18 protein-coding genes and 1 tRNA gene are annotated in these 19,389 nt (G+C 31.7%); 6 read left to right on the top strand and 13 right to left on the bottom strand.

What is annotated here, in order from left to right:
- Positions 1 to 62: 62 nt before the first annotated feature.
- The 3 genes from LHL71_RS02365 to LHL71_RS02355 form a co-directional block, all read right to left on the bottom strand.
- Positions 63 to 407, bottom strand: a complete 345-nt coding sequence (locus LHL71_RS02365; protein ID WP_227361423.1) for a YlbF family regulator — start codon at positions 405 to 407, stop codon at positions 63 to 65.
- A gap of 57 nt (positions 408 to 464) precedes the next feature.
- Complete coding sequence (locus LHL71_RS02360; RefSeq protein ID WP_227361422.1) at positions 465 to 2,594, bottom strand: PBP1A family penicillin-binding protein; 2,130 nt, start codon at positions 2,592 to 2,594, stop codon at positions 465 to 467.
- A gap of 105 nt (positions 2,595 to 2,699) precedes the next feature.
- Positions 2,700 to 3,161 carry a MarR family transcriptional regulator gene (locus LHL71_RS02355; RefSeq protein WP_227361421.1) on the bottom strand — a complete coding sequence of 154 codons (462 nt, stop codon included), beginning with the start codon at positions 3,159 to 3,161 and terminating at the stop codon, positions 2,700 to 2,702.
- A 93-nt stretch (positions 3,162 to 3,254) separates the two neighbouring features.
- Here LHL71_RS02355 and LHL71_RS02350 point away from each other — a divergent pair, with 93 nt between their 5' ends.
- Positions 3,255 to 3,845, top strand: a complete 591-nt coding sequence (locus LHL71_RS02350) for an NAD(P)H-dependent oxidoreductase (RefSeq protein ID WP_227361420.1) — start codon at positions 3,255 to 3,257, stop codon at positions 3,843 to 3,845.
- Positions 3,846 to 3,874: 29 nt separating this feature from the next.
- On the opposite strand, the gene argS is transcribed toward LHL71_RS02350, so the two are convergent.
- The gene (gene argS / locus LHL71_RS02345) at positions 3,875 to 5,566 is read right to left on the bottom strand and encodes an arginine--tRNA ligase (protein ID WP_227361419.1); all 1,692 of its coding nucleotides are present in this window, start codon (positions 5,564 to 5,566) and stop codon (positions 3,875 to 3,877) included.
- Positions 5,567 to 5,806: 240 nt separating this feature from the next.
- A tRNA-Gly gene (locus LHL71_RS02340) sits at positions 5,807 to 5,877 on the bottom strand.
- A gap of 136 nt (positions 5,878 to 6,013) precedes the next feature.
- On the opposite strand from LHL71_RS02340, the gene LHL71_RS06470 reads away from it, so the two are divergent.
- Positions 6,014 to 6,352 carry a DUF1516 family protein gene (locus tag LHL71_RS06470; RefSeq protein WP_227361418.1) on the top strand — a complete coding sequence of 113 codons (339 nt, stop codon included), beginning with the start codon at positions 6,014 to 6,016 and terminating at the stop codon, positions 6,350 to 6,352.
- Between the two features lie 17 nt (positions 6,353 to 6,369).
- On the opposite strand, the gene LHL71_RS02330 is transcribed toward LHL71_RS06470, so the two are convergent.
- From LHL71_RS02330 to asnB, 4 genes are read right to left on the bottom strand one after another with little or no spacing between them, the layout of a single operon-like run.
- Positions 6,370 to 7,077 (bottom strand): aspartate/glutamate racemase family protein, encoded by a 708-nt coding sequence (locus tag LHL71_RS02330; RefSeq protein WP_227361417.1) that lies wholly within the window; start codon positions 7,075 to 7,077, stop codon positions 6,370 to 6,372.
- An 11-nt stretch (positions 7,078 to 7,088) separates the two neighbouring features.
- A complete protein-coding gene (locus tag LHL71_RS02325; RefSeq protein WP_283812382.1) occupies positions 7,089 to 8,339 on the bottom strand; it encodes a carboxylate--amine ligase in 1,251 nt (416 codons plus the stop codon).
- A gap of 2 nt (positions 8,340 to 8,341) precedes the next feature.
- Positions 8,342 to 9,877 carry a UDP-N-acetylmuramoyl-L-alanyl-D-glutamate--2,6-diaminopimelate ligase gene (locus LHL71_RS02320; RefSeq protein ID WP_227361416.1) on the bottom strand — a complete coding sequence of 512 codons (1,536 nt, stop codon included), beginning with the start codon at positions 9,875 to 9,877 and terminating at the stop codon, positions 8,342 to 8,344.
- A gap of 37 nt (positions 9,878 to 9,914) precedes the next feature.
- Entirely contained in the window at positions 9,915 to 11,795 is a 1,881-nt protein-coding gene (asnB, locus tag LHL71_RS02315) for an asparagine synthase (glutamine-hydrolyzing) (RefSeq protein ID WP_227361415.1), read from the bottom strand.
- A gap of 231 nt (positions 11,796 to 12,026) precedes the next feature.
- Here asnB and LHL71_RS02310 point away from each other — a divergent pair, with 231 nt between their 5' ends.
- The 3 genes from LHL71_RS02310 (at position 12,027) to LHL71_RS02300 (ending at position 13,938) form a co-directional block, all read left to right on the top strand.
- On the top strand, positions 12,027 to 12,263 hold the full coding sequence (locus tag LHL71_RS02310; RefSeq protein WP_227361414.1) for a hypothetical protein: 237 nt from the start codon (positions 12,027 to 12,029) through the stop codon (positions 12,261 to 12,263).
- A gap of 75 nt (positions 12,264 to 12,338) precedes the next feature.
- The gene (locus LHL71_RS02305) at positions 12,339 to 13,175 is read left to right on the top strand and encodes a TMEM175 family protein (RefSeq protein WP_227361413.1); all 837 of its coding nucleotides are present in this window, start codon (positions 12,339 to 12,341) and stop codon (positions 13,173 to 13,175) included.
- 130 nt (positions 13,176 to 13,305) lie between these two features.
- Complete coding sequence (locus LHL71_RS02300) at positions 13,306 to 13,938, top strand: DUF3862 domain-containing protein (RefSeq protein WP_227361412.1); 633 nt, start codon at positions 13,306 to 13,308, stop codon at positions 13,936 to 13,938.
- 783 nt (positions 13,939 to 14,721) lie between these two features.
- Here LHL71_RS02300 and LHL71_RS02295 read toward each other — a convergent pair.
- On the bottom strand, positions 14,722 to 15,165 hold the full coding sequence (locus LHL71_RS02295; protein ID WP_227361411.1) for a MerR family transcriptional regulator: 444 nt from the start codon (positions 15,163 to 15,165) through the stop codon (positions 14,722 to 14,724).
- Positions 15,166 to 15,275: 110 nt separating this feature from the next.
- Between LHL71_RS02295 and LHL71_RS02290 the strand changes: the two genes are divergently transcribed.
- Positions 15,276 to 16,295: an NAD-dependent epimerase/dehydratase family protein gene (locus tag LHL71_RS02290; protein WP_347339035.1), complete on the top strand. Its 1,020-nt coding sequence runs from the start codon at positions 15,276 to 15,278 to the stop codon at positions 16,293 to 16,295.
- Between the two features lie 563 nt (positions 16,296 to 16,858).
- Here LHL71_RS02290 and LHL71_RS06465 read toward each other — a convergent pair.
- The 3 genes from LHL71_RS06465 to LHL71_RS02275 form a co-directional block, all read right to left on the bottom strand.
- Positions 16,859 to 17,464, bottom strand: a complete 606-nt coding sequence (locus tag LHL71_RS06465; protein ID WP_227361409.1) for an aggregation-promoting factor C-terminal-like domain-containing protein — start codon at positions 17,462 to 17,464, stop codon at positions 16,859 to 16,861.
- A 146-nt stretch (positions 17,465 to 17,610) separates the two neighbouring features.
- The gene (locus LHL71_RS02280) at positions 17,611 to 18,276 is read right to left on the bottom strand and encodes a DUF2238 domain-containing protein (RefSeq protein WP_227361408.1); all 666 of its coding nucleotides are present in this window, start codon (positions 18,274 to 18,276) and stop codon (positions 17,611 to 17,613) included.
- 107 nt (positions 18,277 to 18,383) lie between these two features.
- On the bottom strand, positions 18,384 to 19,388 hold the full coding sequence (locus LHL71_RS02275; RefSeq protein WP_227361407.1) for a DUF1002 domain-containing protein: 1,005 nt from the start codon (positions 19,386 to 19,388) through the stop codon (positions 18,384 to 18,386).
- Between the last annotated feature and the right edge of the window lies 1 nt (position 19,389).

Raw genomic sequence — 19,389 nt, 5'->3', positions numbered from 1 at the left:
TTTATACAATAAAAAAACCGAGCTAGTATCATAATATACTAACTCGGCTTTTTAGTTAAGAACTAGTTTGAATATAAATCAGAAATTGGTTTAGTTACCACTTGGTTAACTTTACCTAATACTTCGTTTAAAGATTGTTCAGCTTTCATTAATGCTTGAATTGTATTTGATTGATTCATTTGACTTGCTAAATCTTGGGCATTTTTTAATTCATCTTCTGCCGGTTCAATTCCTTGCATTTGTTTTTTTTGAATACCAAATTGTAATTCTTGAAAATCTCTAAATAGATCAAAAGATTTACGATCGGCTTTCATATCATTATAGGCTGATTGTAAGTCTTCAAATACAGAAGTCTTAATTAATTCCTTTTGCAATTCATTTGCTGTGTCCATTAATTTGTCTGCCATTATTGTCACCTCATGTTTAGATTTAGTTCTTTTACAATATTACCATACTTTTATGGCTTATTGTCCAAATAAACTTTTTGCTTTATCAATAACCTGCTCAGCTTTTTGTTTGATACTGCTAGTTCCTTCAGAGAGGTCATCTGTATATTCACTCGCCTTATTTTGTAAATCATCCCAGAAAGAAGTTTTGGTTTTAGTTTTGCTAATGGTTTGGGCATCTTTTACCTTAAATTGAGTATTACTAGTATATGGAAGCATTGTTTGCATTTCATTTCTAAATAATGGTCCAACCGATACTCCACTAAGATTTTCTAAATAGTGCGTGCTATCTGAGCTATCAAAGCCTTCCCAAGTTGCTACTACTAAATCGGGAGTATAACCTATAATCCATTTATCTTTAGTGGCTTGTCCAGAACTAGTACTATCAGCTTCAGTACTTCCGGTTTTTCCGGCAATTGAATAGTTATACGGCTTAGCACTTGTTCCCGTACCATTATCAAATACTCCTAGCATCATACTAGTCATCTTATCAGCCACATCTTTGGAAATAATACGACTCTTATCTGAGTCAGTATCATCCGTATCAACTACCGTGTTACCATTAGAATCCACAATCTTACGAATATAGTGCGGATCGGTCTTCACCCCTTCATTAGCAAAAGCTGTGTAAGCTCCGGCCATTTGTTGAGGTGAAAAGCCAGTCGAAATTCCTCCCAATGCTAACGCTAAGTTATTATCATCTTCAGTTACTGGTAGTCCAAAATTCTTAACCGACTGATATCCCTTATTAACTCCAATTTGATTTAACAACCAAACTGCGGGTGCATTCATACTTTGAGCTAAGGCCTCATACATTGGTACTTCTCCTTGATAAACATTATTGTAGTTTTTAGGAGTATATTTATTTTTTCCATAAGACCGTTTCTCATCAGAGAGTTTAGAGGTAATATTGTACCCCGATTCAAGTGCCGGTGCATAAACAGCAATAGGCTTAATTGTAGATCCTGGTTGGCGTTTCATTTGAGTGGCTCGGTTATAGCCTCTAAATACATGTTCTCCACGTCCTCCAACAACGGCAGCTACTCCACCATTACTTGGATTAACTGCTATTGAGGCCGCTTGAACTTTAGTACCATCACTAGCATTAGCTGGGAATAAGCTATCATTATCAAAATTATTTTGCATTGCGGATTGTTGGGCTTGATTTAAATTAGTATAAATTTTATAACCTTTATTCATAATTTCAGATTCAGTTAACCCATACTTGTTAATTGCTTCATCTATAACTGCATCAAAATAATAGGGATAATTGTAACCATCTTTAGCCACATAATTATCAGCTAACACTATCTCTTGTGATTTATAATAATCAGCTTGAGCTTGGGTAATTTTTTTATTTTCAACCATTAGTTGTAATACCATATTACGACGTTCTTTAGCCTCTGTAGGATGATCGATTGGGTTATAGGTCCCTGGAGAAGTTAACATTCCGGCTAATACAGCTGCATTAGGAACCGATAATTCACTCGCATTCGTTCCAAAATATTTTTCTGAAGCATCTTGAACTCCCCAGACTCCATTGCCAAAATAAGCATTATTTAAATACATGTTCAATATAGAATCTTTAGAATAGTCATTTTCTACTTGAATTGATAAAAATAATTCTTTTAATTTTCGGCTAAAAGTTTGTTCTTGTGATAAATAGGCATTTTTAACTAATTGTTGAGTTAAAGTACTACCCCCACCACTGATATAATCGCGATGTAAAATTTTATTTTTTACCAGTAAATAGAAGGCTCGCATTAACCCTTTAACTGAAAAGCCATATTCATGATAAAAATTACGATCTTCTGTAGATAAAACTGCATTTGGAATATTTTTTGAGATCTGATTTAATTTTACATAAGTTCCCTTTTGGGCATACAGTTCACCAGCATTTTTATCACTGACATCATATATTTTAGTTGTCTGAGATAAAGATGATTCTAAATTCTTTACGTCTGCGGTTTTAGCTTGATAAGTTAAAACTGTACTTAAAATTAAAATTAATCCAAGAATTGCAATTATTAACCATTTAGTAAGATGAAATTTTCCCCAATAAAAACGGAAATATTTTTTAAAGATTGCAAATTGAGGATTAAACCACTTTTTAAATGATTTATATTTCTCATTTAGATACTTTTTCATATTGGGTCTCCTTTTAATAATCAAAAGTAATTGTATCATACCCATATCATCTAAAATTATTTATCAAAGAGTTTTTAAATCCCTTAAGTGTTATTTAATAAATAATTAATCGATAGAATTAATTGCTTGTAAAAATTGTTTTACGATTAACAGATCATGTTCACTGAATTGAGACATTTTACTATTAATGTTTTTATTGATTTCTTCATGATATTTCTGATGCAGTTCATATAAGTGTTGACCTGTCGGTAATAGCTTAACATAGGTAGTTTTTTTATTATCCGGTTGATGGTATTTATCTACTAAATTATTTTTGGCCAATTTATTAATAATTTTTGATATTGTTCCTTGCCGAATACTTGTAAAATCAGCATAATCACTTAATCTAGTTCCTGGATTATTGTGAATTAGGTCAAGCATATCCAAGTCATTCAACGTTAGTTTTTTAATAATATTCTTTAATTGTTCCGAACTATTTTTTAAATACCAATTGATTGTATAATCATCAATTTCCCGATTTTTATACCTAAGTAATTCATTTTGAAGCTCTACATAAATTTCTTTCATTTTATATTCCTCCGAATATATATTGACAAACTGTACAAATTCTCATACTATATATTATATTCCATGGAATAAATTTTTAATAGAGGGTATTTTATGAAAACAGTTATTGTATTCGATCATCCATATACTATTAAGGCTAGCCGTAACGAACCACATTTTAGAAGCTACTGTGCTGCCGTTGCCCAAAGAATAATAGATATAGCCAATCAAAATCGGGACTCAGTCGATATTATCGATTTACATCAAGATAATTTTGATCCCGTTATGCATAAAGCAGACCTGGAAAATTGGCGGAAAAAACTACCGATTAGTGAGATTACTGAAGATTATTATCGTCGTTTAGCCTCAGCCGATCGAATTATTTTTATTTTCCCAATTTGGTGGGAAGTTATGCCCGCTATGACTAAGGGATTTTTAGATAAGGTGTTTAGTAAAAATCACCGAGTAGATTCTTCCCCCCACATGTTACCTAACAATCCTCAAATTTTTATTTTTACCGTTTCTGGAACGCCAACAATGCTTTATAAACTAATTTTTGGAAATCCAATTAGCAAGGTCCTTAAGCGCGGTACATTTAATAAATTAGGATTGCATAAATTTTCTTGGCACAATTTTAACCCAGAGCATAAATCAATGACCAAACGTCAAAAATTATTAGATAATTTAAATAAATATCTAAAATAAAAAGACTTCCACCAATGGAAGTCTTTTTATTACATTTCATCAGGAGCTTCAACACCTAATAGACTTAAAGCTTCTTTTAATACAATAGAAACTGATTTAACTAAGGCTAATCTAGCTGGTAATTCTTGATCTTCAACTAAAATTTTAGAATGTGCATAATATTTATTAAATGCTTTGGCTAAACGAATTGAGTATTTAGCAATTTCAGATGGTTCAAAATCTTTACATGCGCTTTGAATAACTTTAGGGAAATCATGTAAAATTCGTAAAGTTTCCCAAGCATTAGCATCATTAATTAACATATCAGAATTATTGTAGTTAGTATTATTAGCTTTTCTTAAAATACTTTCTGCACGTGCGTGTGAATATTGAACATATGGTCCAGTTTCACCTTCAAATCGAAGTTGATCTTCAAGAACAAAGTCAATATTATTGGTACGTTCATTTTTTAAGTCACCAAAAATAATAGCTCCAACCCCAACTTGACGAGCAATCTCATCTTTGTTTGCTAAATCAGGATTTTTCTCATTAATTTGTTTGCCAGCTAATTCAATTGCTGCATCCAATACTTCATCAAGTAAAATAATTCGACCTGATCGGGTAGACAATTTTTTACCATTAACTGTAATCAATCCAAATGGAATATGGTGTAAGTTTTCGGCTGATTTAACTCCCATTTCCTTCAAAACGGCTTTTAATTGTTCAAAATAATAAGTTTGTTCTGAACCAACTACATATAAATTAAGAGCTGGATTATAAGTTTTATCACGATATAAAGCCGTTGCGATGTCTCGAGTAATATATAAAGTTGCGCCATCACTCTTCAAAATTAGAGCTGGATTTAAACCATATTTTTCAAGGTCAACCACACTAGCTCCCTGTGATTCATGAAGTAAGTCTTTTTCCTTTAAGATATTGATTCCCTTATCCATCTTATCGTTATAAAAGGCTTCACCATTGTAAGTATCAAATCCTACTCCCAACTTTTTATATACACTGTTGAATTCTTTAAGTGATTCTTCTCTAAACCACTTCCAAAGATAAGTGGCTTCTTCATCACCATCTTCTAGTTTTCTAAACCAATCACGAGCTTCATCATCAAGTTCAGGATTTTCTTGATCTTCTTTATGGAATCGAACATAGTATTTAACTAAATTATCAATTGGGTTTTCACGTACTTCTTCTTCGCTACCCCATTTTTTGTAACCAACAATTAGCTTGCCAAATTGAGTACCCCAATCTCCAAGGTGATTGTCTTTAATTGGGTTGTAACCATTCTTAGTTAAAATTTTTGCAATGGAATTACCAATTACAGTTGAACGTAAATGACCCATTGACATAGGTTTGGCAATGTTAGGTGATGACATATCAATCGGTACATTACCACCTTTACCATTATCATTTTGACCATAAGCAGCCCCTTCAGCAATGATTGTTGTTAAAACATCACGACCAAAGTTAGGCTTGTTTAAGAAGAAATTAATATATGCTCCCTTAACTTCAACTTTTTCATAGTTAGTAGCATCAATTTTGTTAACTAAATCTTCGGCAATTTTATTAGGAGCCATATGCATAGATTTGGCTAAAACAAAAGTTGGAAAAGCCAAATCTCCCATACTAAGATCTTTAGGGCGCTCTAATTTTTCATAAATAACTGCTGATGATAATTCATCATTTAGTGCGTTCATAATTGAATTGGTTACTTGTGCTCTGTAATCCATAAAAAGTTCCTCCAAATAATTTAAAATAAAAAAAGCCCCTTACAATAAACATTGTAAGAGACGAGATTTTTCCCGCGGTACCACTCTAGTTGATATTATCTATCCGCTTAAATATTAACATTGTTAGATTAATAAGTGCGATTCACTGGCTAAACTCCCTATCTCACATCATCATAGAGTCGCTTTAAATTTAGTTATCAGCTACTATTCTTATTAATTGATACATATTTTAAACATCAAAGCGGGTGACGGGAATCGGACCCGCGACCCAAGCTTGGGAAGCTTGCATTTTACCACTGAACTACACCCGCTTGATAAATTATATTGTATCACGAGTTTTTAATTTAGCCTATAATTTTTAATATTTTAATTAAATAATCATCCTTTATGCATTAAATTCAGTGGCTATTATATAATTAACTAAAATAATAAAGCGGGTGAACCTGCATGTGGATAATTTTTAACTATTTTAGCTGGGCTCTGCTATGTATTTCCTATATTTTTAGTCTTACTCAATCAGTTTCTAAATACATAACACGTTCCATAATTATGTGTCGGCTAGCTTTTGGCTTAATCATTATTAGCCAAACTGTAATTAGTTTTCGAACTTTTAATCACCATTTAATTGCAATTATCATTGGTTGGGCTTGTTCACTAATTTTAATATACCTTATCGAATCATCTTTCTTAAAACGACAATATCTTAGATTTAACGTTTGGAGGTTATTTATAACGATTATCTTAATCATTGTAAATCTTATTATTCAAACTAAAATTGATTTATAAAAAACACTCTAGCCACGCTAGAGTGTTTTTTGTTTTGCTAATTCAATTGTTTTTTCGGCTAGAACTGTTTGAGCATCTAAAACATTATATTCATGATCTCCAGCTCGTTCTTGAGCTACAGATAACTCCGTACATCCTAAAATAACAACATCCGCATCAAGTTCTTCAGTCATTGCTCTTAAGATTTCATGGTATAAATTACCGTCAACTCGGTTATTCATTTTAATGTTATCGTAAATTAATTCCATAGTTTGATCGGCAATTTTTTCAGTTGGTTTAACCAAATCATAGCCAGCAGCTAATATCTCTTTATCATAAATTTTATCATGCAAAGTTCCCCTAGTTGCAATTAAACCAATCTTCTTAGCATTTGGATACTTATTTTTAATATCTTCCACCGTTAGTCTTGGCATGTGTAAAATTGGAATCGAAGTAATTGCTTGTAAATCATCATAAAAATAATGTGCAGTATTACAAGGAATTACAAAAAAATCTGGATTCAATTTACTCTGTCGCTTAATATCCTCAGCTAACGGGATAAAAGGATTGGGTTGACTATGATCTAAAATATAATTAGTCCGGTCTGGAATGGTTGCATGATTTACCAAAATATAATCTAAATAGTCTTGATCTTTATTAGCTGGAGTCTTGGCATTTAAAATGTGAATAAAAGTTTCAGTTGCTTCAGTTCCCATTCCACCAATAATAGTAAAAAAATTATTCATAAAATCATCTCTTATTTTTCTGTAAAGTACTTTTTAAAATTCTTAGCATAGTTATGCATCATCCAATAGTATAGAGCAGTTCTTTTAATATTCTTATCTTGTGAATATCTAAAAGTATCACCATAACGGCCATTTTGAATTAATTTATTTGCAACTTTCTTAATTGGATTATCTTTAGCATATTTTTTAAATACACTAGGAGTAACCCCTAACCATAAATAATAGTCATCTTCATTTTTATTAGCATAGACGGTATCTTGGTCCTTTAAAGAATCAAAAACATAGTCTTGGATAACCCAATCAGCTAATTTATAACCATTTAGCGTAACAAAAAAGCTACTTCTACCTTGGCGTAAATTAATTTCAAATAACTTAAATTTATTATCTCGATAATCATATTTCATATCAAAGTTGGCATATCCCGTAAAATTAATTTCCTCAAGGAATTTTTGAATTTGATCATAAATTACTTGATTATATTCAGGCATAATTGCTACATAGTTACCAATTGCTGATGGTGCAGGATCTTCTAAAATTGGATGACCTAAACACATCATTTTAACTTTATGATTCTTATCCACATAAGCGTTTAAGACGCGCATGTTGCTATCATCGCCAGGAATAAAATCTTGTAATATCAAATCAGAAGTATATCCATTATCGTAAATTTTTCCTACGATATCTTGAAATTCAGCTTCATCATGGATAGTAAAGGCTTTTTTACGACCTTCAAAGTATATATCTAGCCATTCCACACTATTAGCGGGTTTTAATGCTACTGGATAATCAAATGGTTGCTCGATTTTATCATTAGAATCATACATTTCTTTAGTGATAATTTTAGTACTTGGATAAGGCAATCCATATTTATCACAGATTTTATAGAAGTTTTCCTTATCATTAAGCTGTTTGATTAAATCGTAATCAATATAAGGACAAATAAAAACATCTTCTAATTCTGCTTTATGTCTAGAAATTAATTCCGCATATCCATCACCACATCCAATTAATACAACTGGTTCATCGTGGTCTTGGTAACGTTTTTTAATATCACGCATAGCCTCAATCCATTGAGGATCTTCACTAAATCCTGGTATTAATTCTAGATCAATGATATTACTAAATCGAGTTGGTGCTAGTTCAATTTCAGCGAAAGCTTTTACTTTTTTCCCATATACTTCATATAATGAGCGTGCCATTCCATACACATTAAAGTCGCTTCCTAATAAAATTGGAGTAAATTGAACATTTTGTTCATTCATAATTAAAGTCCTTTCACTACCTGTTGAACAATGACTGAGTCACTTTCATAAGGTACATCTTGCGAATTAATCTTTTGGTACGGATCATGCCCTTTACCGGCAATAATCACAATATCCTCGGGATTACTATTTTTAATAGTATTAATAATTGCGGTCTTTCGGTCTTCGATATATGAAACCCTTACATTTTCGCTAATATTATCAGCAATTTGTTGAGCAATATCTTTAGGATCTTCAGTGGCTGGATCATCCATAGTTAATACAGCTTGATCACCAAATTCACTAATTGCTTTACCTAATCCTTCACGACGATCCTCACCTTTATCGCCAGCACTTCCAGTAACTACAATTATTTTACCATCATGTTTAGTTTGATTACTTAAATATTCTAATAGAGAGTGCATACTTGCATAGTTATGGGCATAGTCTACATAAACATTAGCATGATTTTTAACTGTATAACTTTCCATTCTACCAGGAACAATTGTTGATGAAAGACCGGCTTCTATGTCTTCAGTAGTACTACCTGATAAAGCTGAAGTAATTGCAGCAGCCACTGCATTACTTTCATTATAATCCCCAGGAAGATTAATATCATATATTCCATCAATATTTAGTGCTTTTCCCTTTTCGGTCACTGCACTAATTTTAATTTGACTTTCATTTAAGTTATCTACCAATGATTCAAATTGGATATCCACAGGTAAATCCTCGGAATTTTGATAACCCTTTCTAGCATATAGATAAACATCATCTAATGGAGAAGTTGCTTTTGCTGCTCCATAAACATCCTTTAAATAGTCTGTTTCTGCATTAATTACACAAACTTTAGAATTAACTAATAACTGTTCTTTACAATGCAAGTAATCGGCAAATGTGGGATGCTCATTTTTTCCAATATGATCTGGAGAAATGTTTAAAAATACCCCAATATCATATTTTAAATTATAAACACGATCCTTCTTATATGCTTGCGATGAAACTTCCATCACTAATTTAGACATTTTATTATTCACCGATTTGTACATATTAGTAAATAAATCCAAAGATTCAGGAGTTGTCAAACTTGACTTTGTAGCATCTTCAGGTTTGGGACCAACTACAGTATTAATTGTTGAAAATAGAGCGGTATGATCTTTAGAAGTATTTTCTAAAATACTTTTGGTAAAGTAAGCCGAAGTAGTCTTTCCCTTAGTCCCAGTATAAGCAATAATCTTTAAATTATTTTCCGGAAAGCCAAAAAAAGCCGCACTAATTAGCGACATTGTTTTTTGGACATTTTTAACAATAATTCCCGGGATAGTAGCATTTTTATATTTAACTTCTGATATATATCCCAAAGCACCTAATTTAATTGCATCAATTAAATATGATTCTTTGAAATTACCCTTACAAAAAAACAAGTCATTTTTTGAAACATTTTTAGAATTATAAGTGATTCCGGTAAAGCTGTCAGAATTATTTTCAAATTCATTATCAACTAATAAATCATGTTCATTTAGCAGTTCTAAAATTGATTCAACATTGATTCGAGGCATATAAATCACTCTTTCCCATATAAAAATTAGTTGTTAATTAGATTTGTGTTCTTTTAACAAGTTCTACAGTCTTTGCAGAAGTGTCTTCTGGGAAATAAACTTGATACCACAAAATAAAGGTATAAATGGTGAAGATTTTTTGCATATTTGACTTACCATTAGCATGTTCTTCTAGAATATTGTCTAATTCTTTAGTGTTAAAGAATTTTTCAGCAGTATCCGAATGGAAAGCTTCTACAATTCTTTCGTGGTATTTAGGTTCATTAATCCAGCTAGCAATTGGTGATGGGAATCCCATCTTTTCTTTTAAAGCTGTTTTTTGTGGTAATTGACGTTGAGCTGCAGTACGAAGAGAAATTTTAGTTTCATCTGGAGTAATTCTTGTCTTAACTGGCATTGTAGCAGCAAAGGCAGCAACTTCTTTATCAACTAAAGGAGTACGGACTTCTAAAGAGTTAGCCATACTCATACGATCAGCCTTGTGTAAGATATCAAATGGTAACCAAGTGTTAATATCGAAATATTGCATTTGAGTCATTTCATCCTTACCGGCAACTTCATCAAAAATGTGTTTAGTATATTTACCTGAATCCATATTTAAGTTGGGATCTTTTAGTACACGACTACGATCATCGTAATTAAATACATAGTTAACACGATAATAACGTTCGCTTAGAGGTTGAGCTCCACGTACTAAGAAACGGCGACCATGGAATCTAGGCATTTTACTTGCTACTTTAGCTAAACCTTTTCTAATTGGTTTAGGAACAAATTTTTGATATCTTTCAAATGGAATAGCTTCTAGGTAAGTATTGTAGCCACCAAAGAATTCATCAGCACCTTCACCAGATAATGCAACCTTAACATTTTCAGCAGTGGTCTTAGTTAAATAGTAAAGTTGAACCGCAGATGGATTTGAAAGTGGTTCATCCATGTAATACATCATAGTTGGTAAGATGTCGAAATAATCGTCACCATTCATATAAATTTGTGTATTCTTTTGACCAATTTCTTCAGCAAATTCAGTTGACCAACTTAATTCACTATATTTAGAATTTTTAAATCCTAATGAGAATGATTGAATTGGTTTTAATTTAGATGCTTCATTCAATACATAACTTGAGTCAATCCCACTTGATAAGAAACTACCAACTTCCACGTCAGCAATCATGTGAGCATCTACTGAATCATCAACTAATTTTTCAATCTTATCAGCATCTTCTTCAATAGTTTGATTTTCATCAATATGATCATAATTAAACTTAAAGTAATGGTGAGTTTCAGTCTTACCATCTTTATGAATAAAGTATTGTCCTGGAAGTAATTTATAAACATCTTTGAACATAGTTTCTTTAGATGGAATAAATTCAAAACTTAAGTGAATTGGTAGTAAGTCTAAATTAACTCGTTTATTAAAGTTAGGGTGTTCCAAAAAGGCTTTAATTTCTGAAGCCCATAAGAATGTATCTCCATCATCATAATAATATAATGGCTTAATTCCGAAATGATCACGGGCCCCAAATACTTCGTTTTTCTTGCTGTCATAGATAACAAAAGCATACATTCCACGAAGTTTTTGTAGTAAGTCAGCTCCCCATTGTTCATAACCATAAATTAGGACTTCTGAATCAACGTTAGTTTTAAAGTTGTAACCTAAATCAATAAGTTCGCTTCTAATTTCTTGATAATTATAGATTTCACCGTTAAAAGTAAGTACTTTGGTTTCGTCTTCGTTATACATTGGTTGTCTACCATGTGCTAAATCAATGATAGATAATCTTCTAAATCCCATTGAAACATTATCATCTGAGAAATAAGCTTGGTCATCTGGACCACGGTGTTTGATACGGTCTGCCATATCGTTAATAGTTCCAGCTGGAACATCTTTTTGATTAACATAGCCAACAAATCCACACATATTAAGTACTCCCTTTTTATTATTAATAATTTTATTGTTTTTTATTTAATGTTAATAAATCATAACTTACATAAGTTTATCAGATAAATCGTGCATGTACCAGTATATAGGGTATTTAATGTCCAACCTAAACCTTATTTTAATAATTACGTTTTATTTAAGGCTTAAATTTTAAAAATAAGTAAATGTAAGTTATAATTTAATTATTAATAAGTGAAAGGAATGGTTTTTATGGATGAAGCAGTATTTTTCAATCCCCAAAACTCTATTGGTAATTTTCACGATCATAACGAAGCCGTACAATCTGCAAAAATTTATAAATTAAATAATCAAGATGAAAGTATTTTTGTAGTTAATGATGATAATCACGACTATCAAATTTTTCTAGGTGATGATATCATCACTCACCCATCAAAAAATCAACAAAGTATCAATGAAAAGGAATATATAATTTCAGATAAATTTTAAAAGAAGTTGCTAAAGGTAACTTCTTTTTTACTTTAGTTATAAAATATAATTCTAACTTTAATTAGGAGTGATAATTTGAAAGAAAAATTAAAAGAACGGTTAGCGACTCTAAGTGATGGAATCATTGCGATTATTCTAACCATTATGGTATTAGAATTACCTATCAAAACCATTAACGGAACGGTTGATTACTTACAGTTGTCAATCGCAATTGGCATTTACTTTGTCAGTTTTTGCTTTGTAGCCAATATCTGGTATCAGCATACAGTTTTATTTAATAACCTTGATTCCGTTACTAATAAAATTGTAATTCTTGACTTAATCCTATTATTTATTCTGTCATTAATTCCCACTTTTACCAAACTTATTACTGAAGATACTGACAAAATCAGTGTAACTATTTATGGAATCTTAAGTGTCGTAATTACTATGTTATTTAATTACATGGTTGATACACTTACTAAGACCAAATACAATAGCGATGAAGATGTCCGAAAAATATTCACTAATATCTATGGACGTAACAATGGAATAATTATATTAGTTTACTTAATAGCTATTATATTGGGAATATTTTATCCTAAAATTGCCTTAGTTCTATATTTTATTATTCCAATAAAATCATTCTTTAACCATGTTGGCGAAAATGAAGAATTCCAAAACATTTCAGAAATGAATCAAAATGGTAGAAGTTTTTATTTACAAATGAGTCGTGAAGATCAAATGAAATACCGTTCGATTTTAATCAAATACTTTAGAAATCTACGCAAAACTAATAATCCCGAAGAACAAACTCGTCTTTGGAATGAATTCGCTCAAAGTATGAAACAAAACTTTAATGTTTCTGAAGAACAATTGCATCAATGGATAGATAGTGAAAAGCGTCGCAGAGTTAACTATCGTCATCAATAAAAAAGGACATAAGCAAATGCTTATGTCCTTTTTTGAACAAATTTTGACTAATATTTTTTACTAAGTTGTAAAATTATATAATAAAATCATTCCATAATAATTATGCGAATAATTAAGGAGATTATCGATAATGAAAAAAATAGCTTCCCTAATAATGACTCTATCGTTGCTTATAATTTTAGTGGCTTGTGGAACTACCAAAGTGTCGAACAATGATCATAAATCATCCAATAATAGTGAATCTAGTGAACCAAAAACTGAAAAAGTAAAAAATTCCAAACAAATCACTAATCATGACTATAATTTAATTCAAATCGGCTCCGTTAGAGATGGTAAAGGCGGAACCGGTAAATCTGAAGTTATTAAGCAATTTGGTAATCCACAAACAGAAAATAAGACTAATCTTCCAGGAACTTCAGCTAAAGCCCCTCAATACAGTTGGAAAAATATTTCTAAATCATTCAAAGTTCGTGCGGTAGCCGTAACTTTTATTAACAATAAAGCAGTCGGAAAAGCTTATCTTTCTGATTTTGGAAAAGATAATAAAGTTACCCCTATTAAAAAAATTAATAAATATAAAAAAGGTGCTAGTTACTATACCATCCTAAAGGATCTAGGTAAGCCAAATGCTGAATCTATTAGTGGCGTTGGTAAAGAATCAGGTAAAAATTTAACCTATGTTGTTAATAAAAAGAATGACTCTGTTAGTCTAGTATTTATAAACGATAAATTAATTTCAAAATCTGAAGCCACCTTAGGATAAAGATAATAAAAAACCCGTTAGCTGAATGCTAACGGGTTTTTCTATTATAAACATGGATACAAAAAAACAGACATTTCAGTTCATTTACAAAACCAACAACGACGATGATTTTTAGGAAATAAGGAAATGTCCTTATGAATAATACCACCAAATTATTGCTCGGAATTGAAGATTCAAATATTATGATCAACACAAGCGTACGAAGAACGATACGATGAGCTTTGAATTTATGGACAGTAAAACCCATGAATTAATCAATCTTTCATCTTCTCAAAAATTCATCACTTGATTTGCTACTTTAATATCATCAACTCACTAAACCGCGATTTTAACCAAATTAGAGCCCGGACCATGAAAAAATTCAAGCCTTTCTATCGAGAATGTCATATGTTAAAACGTTATTGGAAGTTGATATTAATACCAACCAATCAATCATCGTGATTGGAACAACTATAACGCCGCCTTCTGGGAAACAAAAGATTATTCAGAAGAAATGGGAAAAGTACTAACCACCTTTGATGAAATTCACCATACCTTCACTCATTCCTATTTGGATGGTGCCTTTGAGGGCGCCAATAATAAAACGTAATGGTTTTAGATTCCGAAACTTCTTCAGATTAAAATTCATATTTTGTATTTCTTTAGAATACATACAAAAGACCTAATAACTAAGTGATCATAACTTTAAAGTCAGCTCCACCAATAACAATTAGCAAAGAGTCCATAAACTGGAATTTTCCATGTTTACGAGTCTTTTTTTACGTGTGCCTCTACCTCTTAACTTTATACAATAAACGGATTGGGTAACTGATTTTCGATTTTATCTTGTCCAGCTCGTCGGAAGTCAGCGCCAATAATCTCTACAGCGTCATCTCTTGAATAACGGTCGATTTTACGATCAATCTCTTTTAAATTAATATCTAAGATTCTTTGCTTTTCAAGTACTCGATTTTTTTGAACCTGTAATAACTTTCGACGTTGTTCAATAGTCTTTGGCCCTTGCATCACTAAAGTAATATATTCTTTGATATCACCCAATGGCATATCCGTATTTTTTAAACAAATAATTGTTTTAATCAGGCCAAAATCTGCGCGAGTAAAAATTCTGCGCCCATTTGCGTCTTTAGCAACAAATGGCAATAATCCTTGTTTATCATAGTACCGAATCGTTGAGATTGGAAGATCAAAATATTCCGCTATTATTTTGATTGAATATGTTTTTTGCATTTTTTCTCCTTTTACTTGACCTAAACTATGGTTTAGGATATAAAGTCTAAATTAAATCAACTTAATAAAAATTTCAAGGAGAAAAAATAATCATGACAAAAAAGGTACTTGTGACCGGTGGCACAGGATTTCTGGCTAATCATTTAATCGCTCAACTTTTACAGCAAGGTTATGATGTTAAAACTACTGTTCGTAACCTAGCAAAACAAGATCAAATTAAAACGACTTTAAAACAAAGTCACGTTGAGAATCTGTCCAACCTATCATTTATTGCAGCTGACTTAATGAGCGATGACAATTGGGATGAAGCGATGGCCGATCGTGACTATGTCTTTAGTGTGGCTTCCCCAGTATTTTTTGAACGTCCAAAAAGCGAAGTAGATGCAATCAAATCTGCCGTTGAAGGAATTACTCGTATCATTCATGCAGCCCAACGCAATCAAATCAAACGCATCGTGATGACATCCAATTTTGGTGCCGTTGGATTTTCACGACTTAGCGATGACTTGAAAGCCACAACTGAAAGAGATTGGACAAAAGAAGATCAAGTTGGTCTATCGATATACGAAAAATCAAAGTTGATCGCAGAAAAGACAGCCTGGAAATTAATCAATCGTCCAGATAACCAAGTAGAATTTGTCACCGTTAATCCAGTCGCGATCTTTGGACCACTAATGTCGGGCCATGCTTCTGGTAGTTTTGATGTGATTACTAATATCCTAAACGGAAAAATGCGATTGATCCCAAACATTGAGCTAAATATTGTCGATGTAAGAGATGTGGCAGACATTGAAATTCTGGCCATGTTTTCCGATCAAGCAAATGGTCAACGTTTTATCGCTTCTGCTAACGGAAAAATTTCGATGCCTGAAATTGCAAAACTGATTCGCTCGAAGCGTCCTCAGTTTGCAAAAAAAATAAGTCGTTTAATCTTTCCTAATTGGTTATTGAAACTTGCATCATATGTAAACTCTGATGCTAAAGAAGGTCGTTTATTACTAAAAATGAATCGTAACGTTAGTAATCACAAAGCAAAAGAGTACCTAGATTGGCATCCTTTAAATACAAATGAAGAAATAATTCTGGCATCAGTTGACAGTTTAGTTCATTTTGGTCTCATCACCGAATAATAAAAAACACCAAGCGTATTTGCTTGGTGTTTTTTATTAACCCTGAGTTGAATTATGAAAATGACTTAGAGCAGTTCAGGAAATTCATTTAACTTTTTCATATCAACATCACTAATTGTAAAATCAAGTTGCGTATTATCCTTCGATGTGGTCTTTATGAGTAGCTTTTGACAATGGTAAAACATCATTTTAAATACAGAAGCGTAATGTTAGTTGAGTAACGCTAACCTGGTATTTCTTATCCATCGCTTCCATCTTAGGATTGGCCAACAAATCACCAGTTACTAAAGGAGAATATGCTCCAATCACCATATCAATTGTTCAGATAAAATGAGAAAAGTACTAGTCATTTTAGAAAAACATCATGATTAAATTCAACATACCTTCACTCATTCCTATTCAAATGGTGCACGATTTTGGATTTTAAAACTTCTTCAGATTTAGAATTCGTGCTTTATATATCTTTAGAATACATACAAAAAAGTTCTGATCACTAAGTGACCAGAACTTTGAAGTCAGCTCCACCAACAACAGTTGGCAAAGATCCGTTTTTTATTATCTTTTTAATACCAGTGGTGTGATTGCCAAAAACGTTTTGCGTTTACCCAAGATCCATATCTTGAAGTAACATAGTTTTGGGCTACTTTTTCTTGATTAGCAGCACTAAGATTACCGTGTAAGTAAGCTAGGTTTAATTGATACTTACCATAACAAACTCCATTTCTGGCTGAATATGAACCACCAGATTCGCGTTTAGCAATCCATGCTCGAGCTGAGGCCTCAGCTGATGATAGACTAGGAACAATACTCTTTTTACTTAAATATCCATGCCATACCCATCCATAAGCTGTCTTGCTTTTATTATGAACATAGTAATAAAGGTATGTAGTACCATTATTCTTAATATAAGCTTTCTTAGTGGCTACCCAAGTAGTATGTGGATAACTCTTTAAAGAATGAGTTTTTTTACTAAATTTAAACTTTTTGCTACTAACCATATTAAATTTATAAGTAGCACCTTTTGAAGTTTTATTTTTATATTCAACATTTTTCATTGAAGCAGTTTTAATTATTTCTGCACTATTAGATGCCGATGCCATTTTAACCATGGTAGTTGACATTGTAAAAGTTGCAGCAATTGATAAAATAATTTTTGCAAATTTATGCATTAGTTACATCCCTCTAATTTATTTTTACCTATTCAACAATAATCATTATAGCTAATGAATATTATCAACAAATTTCAGAAATAATATAAATCAAAGACACCATGTAACATTTGTAATAATTTACAAAATAAATAGTTATACTAAATTTACTTAGCTGTGAACGTTAATTGTTTAATTAAATTAGGTTTTAATTTCAACATTGTATAACCGATTATGGCCATTAACAATGAGCCCAAGATGTCCATAATAATATCAGTCATCGTGTCATACAAAACTGGGCGTCCGATCAAAAATTTTCCATATAAAAAGTATCTCTGCAAATTTAAATTAAACAATCCATCCATAGTAAATTCATATATTTCCCAAAAAGCCCCAATTGTTACTCCAAATGTAAAGGAAAACATACTGATTAATAAAGGGGCATGTTTGGAAGCATTTTTTACCTTACTTAATGCACTAAAAATGCTAAAGCCTAATGCTGAGAATAGCATCATTGAAATAAAATGTTCATATTTATCCCAATAAATTACGCGATAATAAAATCTTAATCCGGATCCCAATAAACTAGCCATATATATAAATATATAAAATAAAATCAATTCAACCTCAGGAAAATAAAATTTTCCAATTCTTTCAATTATATAGGGAATTAATGTAATTATAATTCCTAATAGCATCTCTAATAAAAGCAATTTTTCATTATGAAAAAATGAATATTTTTTTATAAAATACCAATAACCAAAATATCCTAAATAAATCAGCATTGAAATAATGTTAATTACACATAAATAAAAGCTAAACCTTTTATGCATTTTGATCCCCCTAACTTTTATATTAAGTGTACTGTAACTTATTAATATTGAGAGTAAAAATGCTTAATAAAAAATACCTACTTAATTATCTAAGTAGGTATTTTTTATTAAAATAGATTTTTAAAGAAACTAACAATTGCATCCCAGATATTTTGAAGCGCACCCTTAGCTTTTTTAGCATCATCACTATTAGCAAAATCTTTTAAATCGGCCATTTTATCACCAACTGAGTTTTGCAAACTATCAGCAACGTTTTTAGCATTACTTACATATGATTTAGTATTTGATACCGGAGCGGCTTGAACCCCACTTAAGGCTACTACAATGTTGTTAATAGTAGTATTTGAAGTTTCATCCTTAATTCCTTGCTTTTCTAAAGCATCGTCTAACATTTTTTTGATGTCATCTTTAGTTGCTAATTGATCATCAGACTGTTTTTGTTTGGCTAGGTCGGCAGAAACATTTCCTACTGCTGACATTAATTTTCCAGGATATTTATCGTTATCCTTATTTTCATTAATTGCCGTTTGAGTAGCATCTAAAACCGAGTTAGCGGCCTGAGTGTTTTGTTGATCTAAAGTTAAACCGTCATTTGCTAGGGCTTTATAAACTCCAGTTAATGCCGATTCTCCGGAAACTGATTTATCAGCAGTAACCGTAATAATAACATCCTTTACTCCCGCCATGGTAGCAACCATTGCATATTGTTGCGAAGTTACTTCAGTTATATTGTTGCTACCGTCATAATTTTCAATATTAACTTTAACTCCCGTTCCCGGATCAGCTGGTGCTAGAGATACACAACTAATCATGCTAGCATCGGTAGTTCCACTATTATTAATATATTTAGCATAATCACTACCTGTAGCGGTTAATTCTTTATAATTTGATTTAACCCCTAAGGCATCATTAATTTTATCCTTATCTTCACTGGCTAATCCAGATCCATAAACTACATAGGCTTGAGATAAAGCTTTTGTTTGAACTGATTGTGTTTCACTGCTTGAAACATTATCGGAACTTGTAGTAGTTTGGTCAGCTAAAACGGCCTTGCTTCCAGAAACGACTAACAAACTCATGGCAAGCGTTAAGATTATTTTATTTAATTTCATG

The organism is Lentilactobacillus laojiaonis, from assembly GCF_020616595.1.
Taxonomy (GTDB): Bacteria; Bacillota; Bacilli; order Lactobacillales; family Lactobacillaceae; genus Lentilactobacillus; species Lentilactobacillus laojiaonis.
Note: the sequence above shows the minus strand (reverse complement) of the source record. Positions and strands in the feature narration are given on the sequence as shown.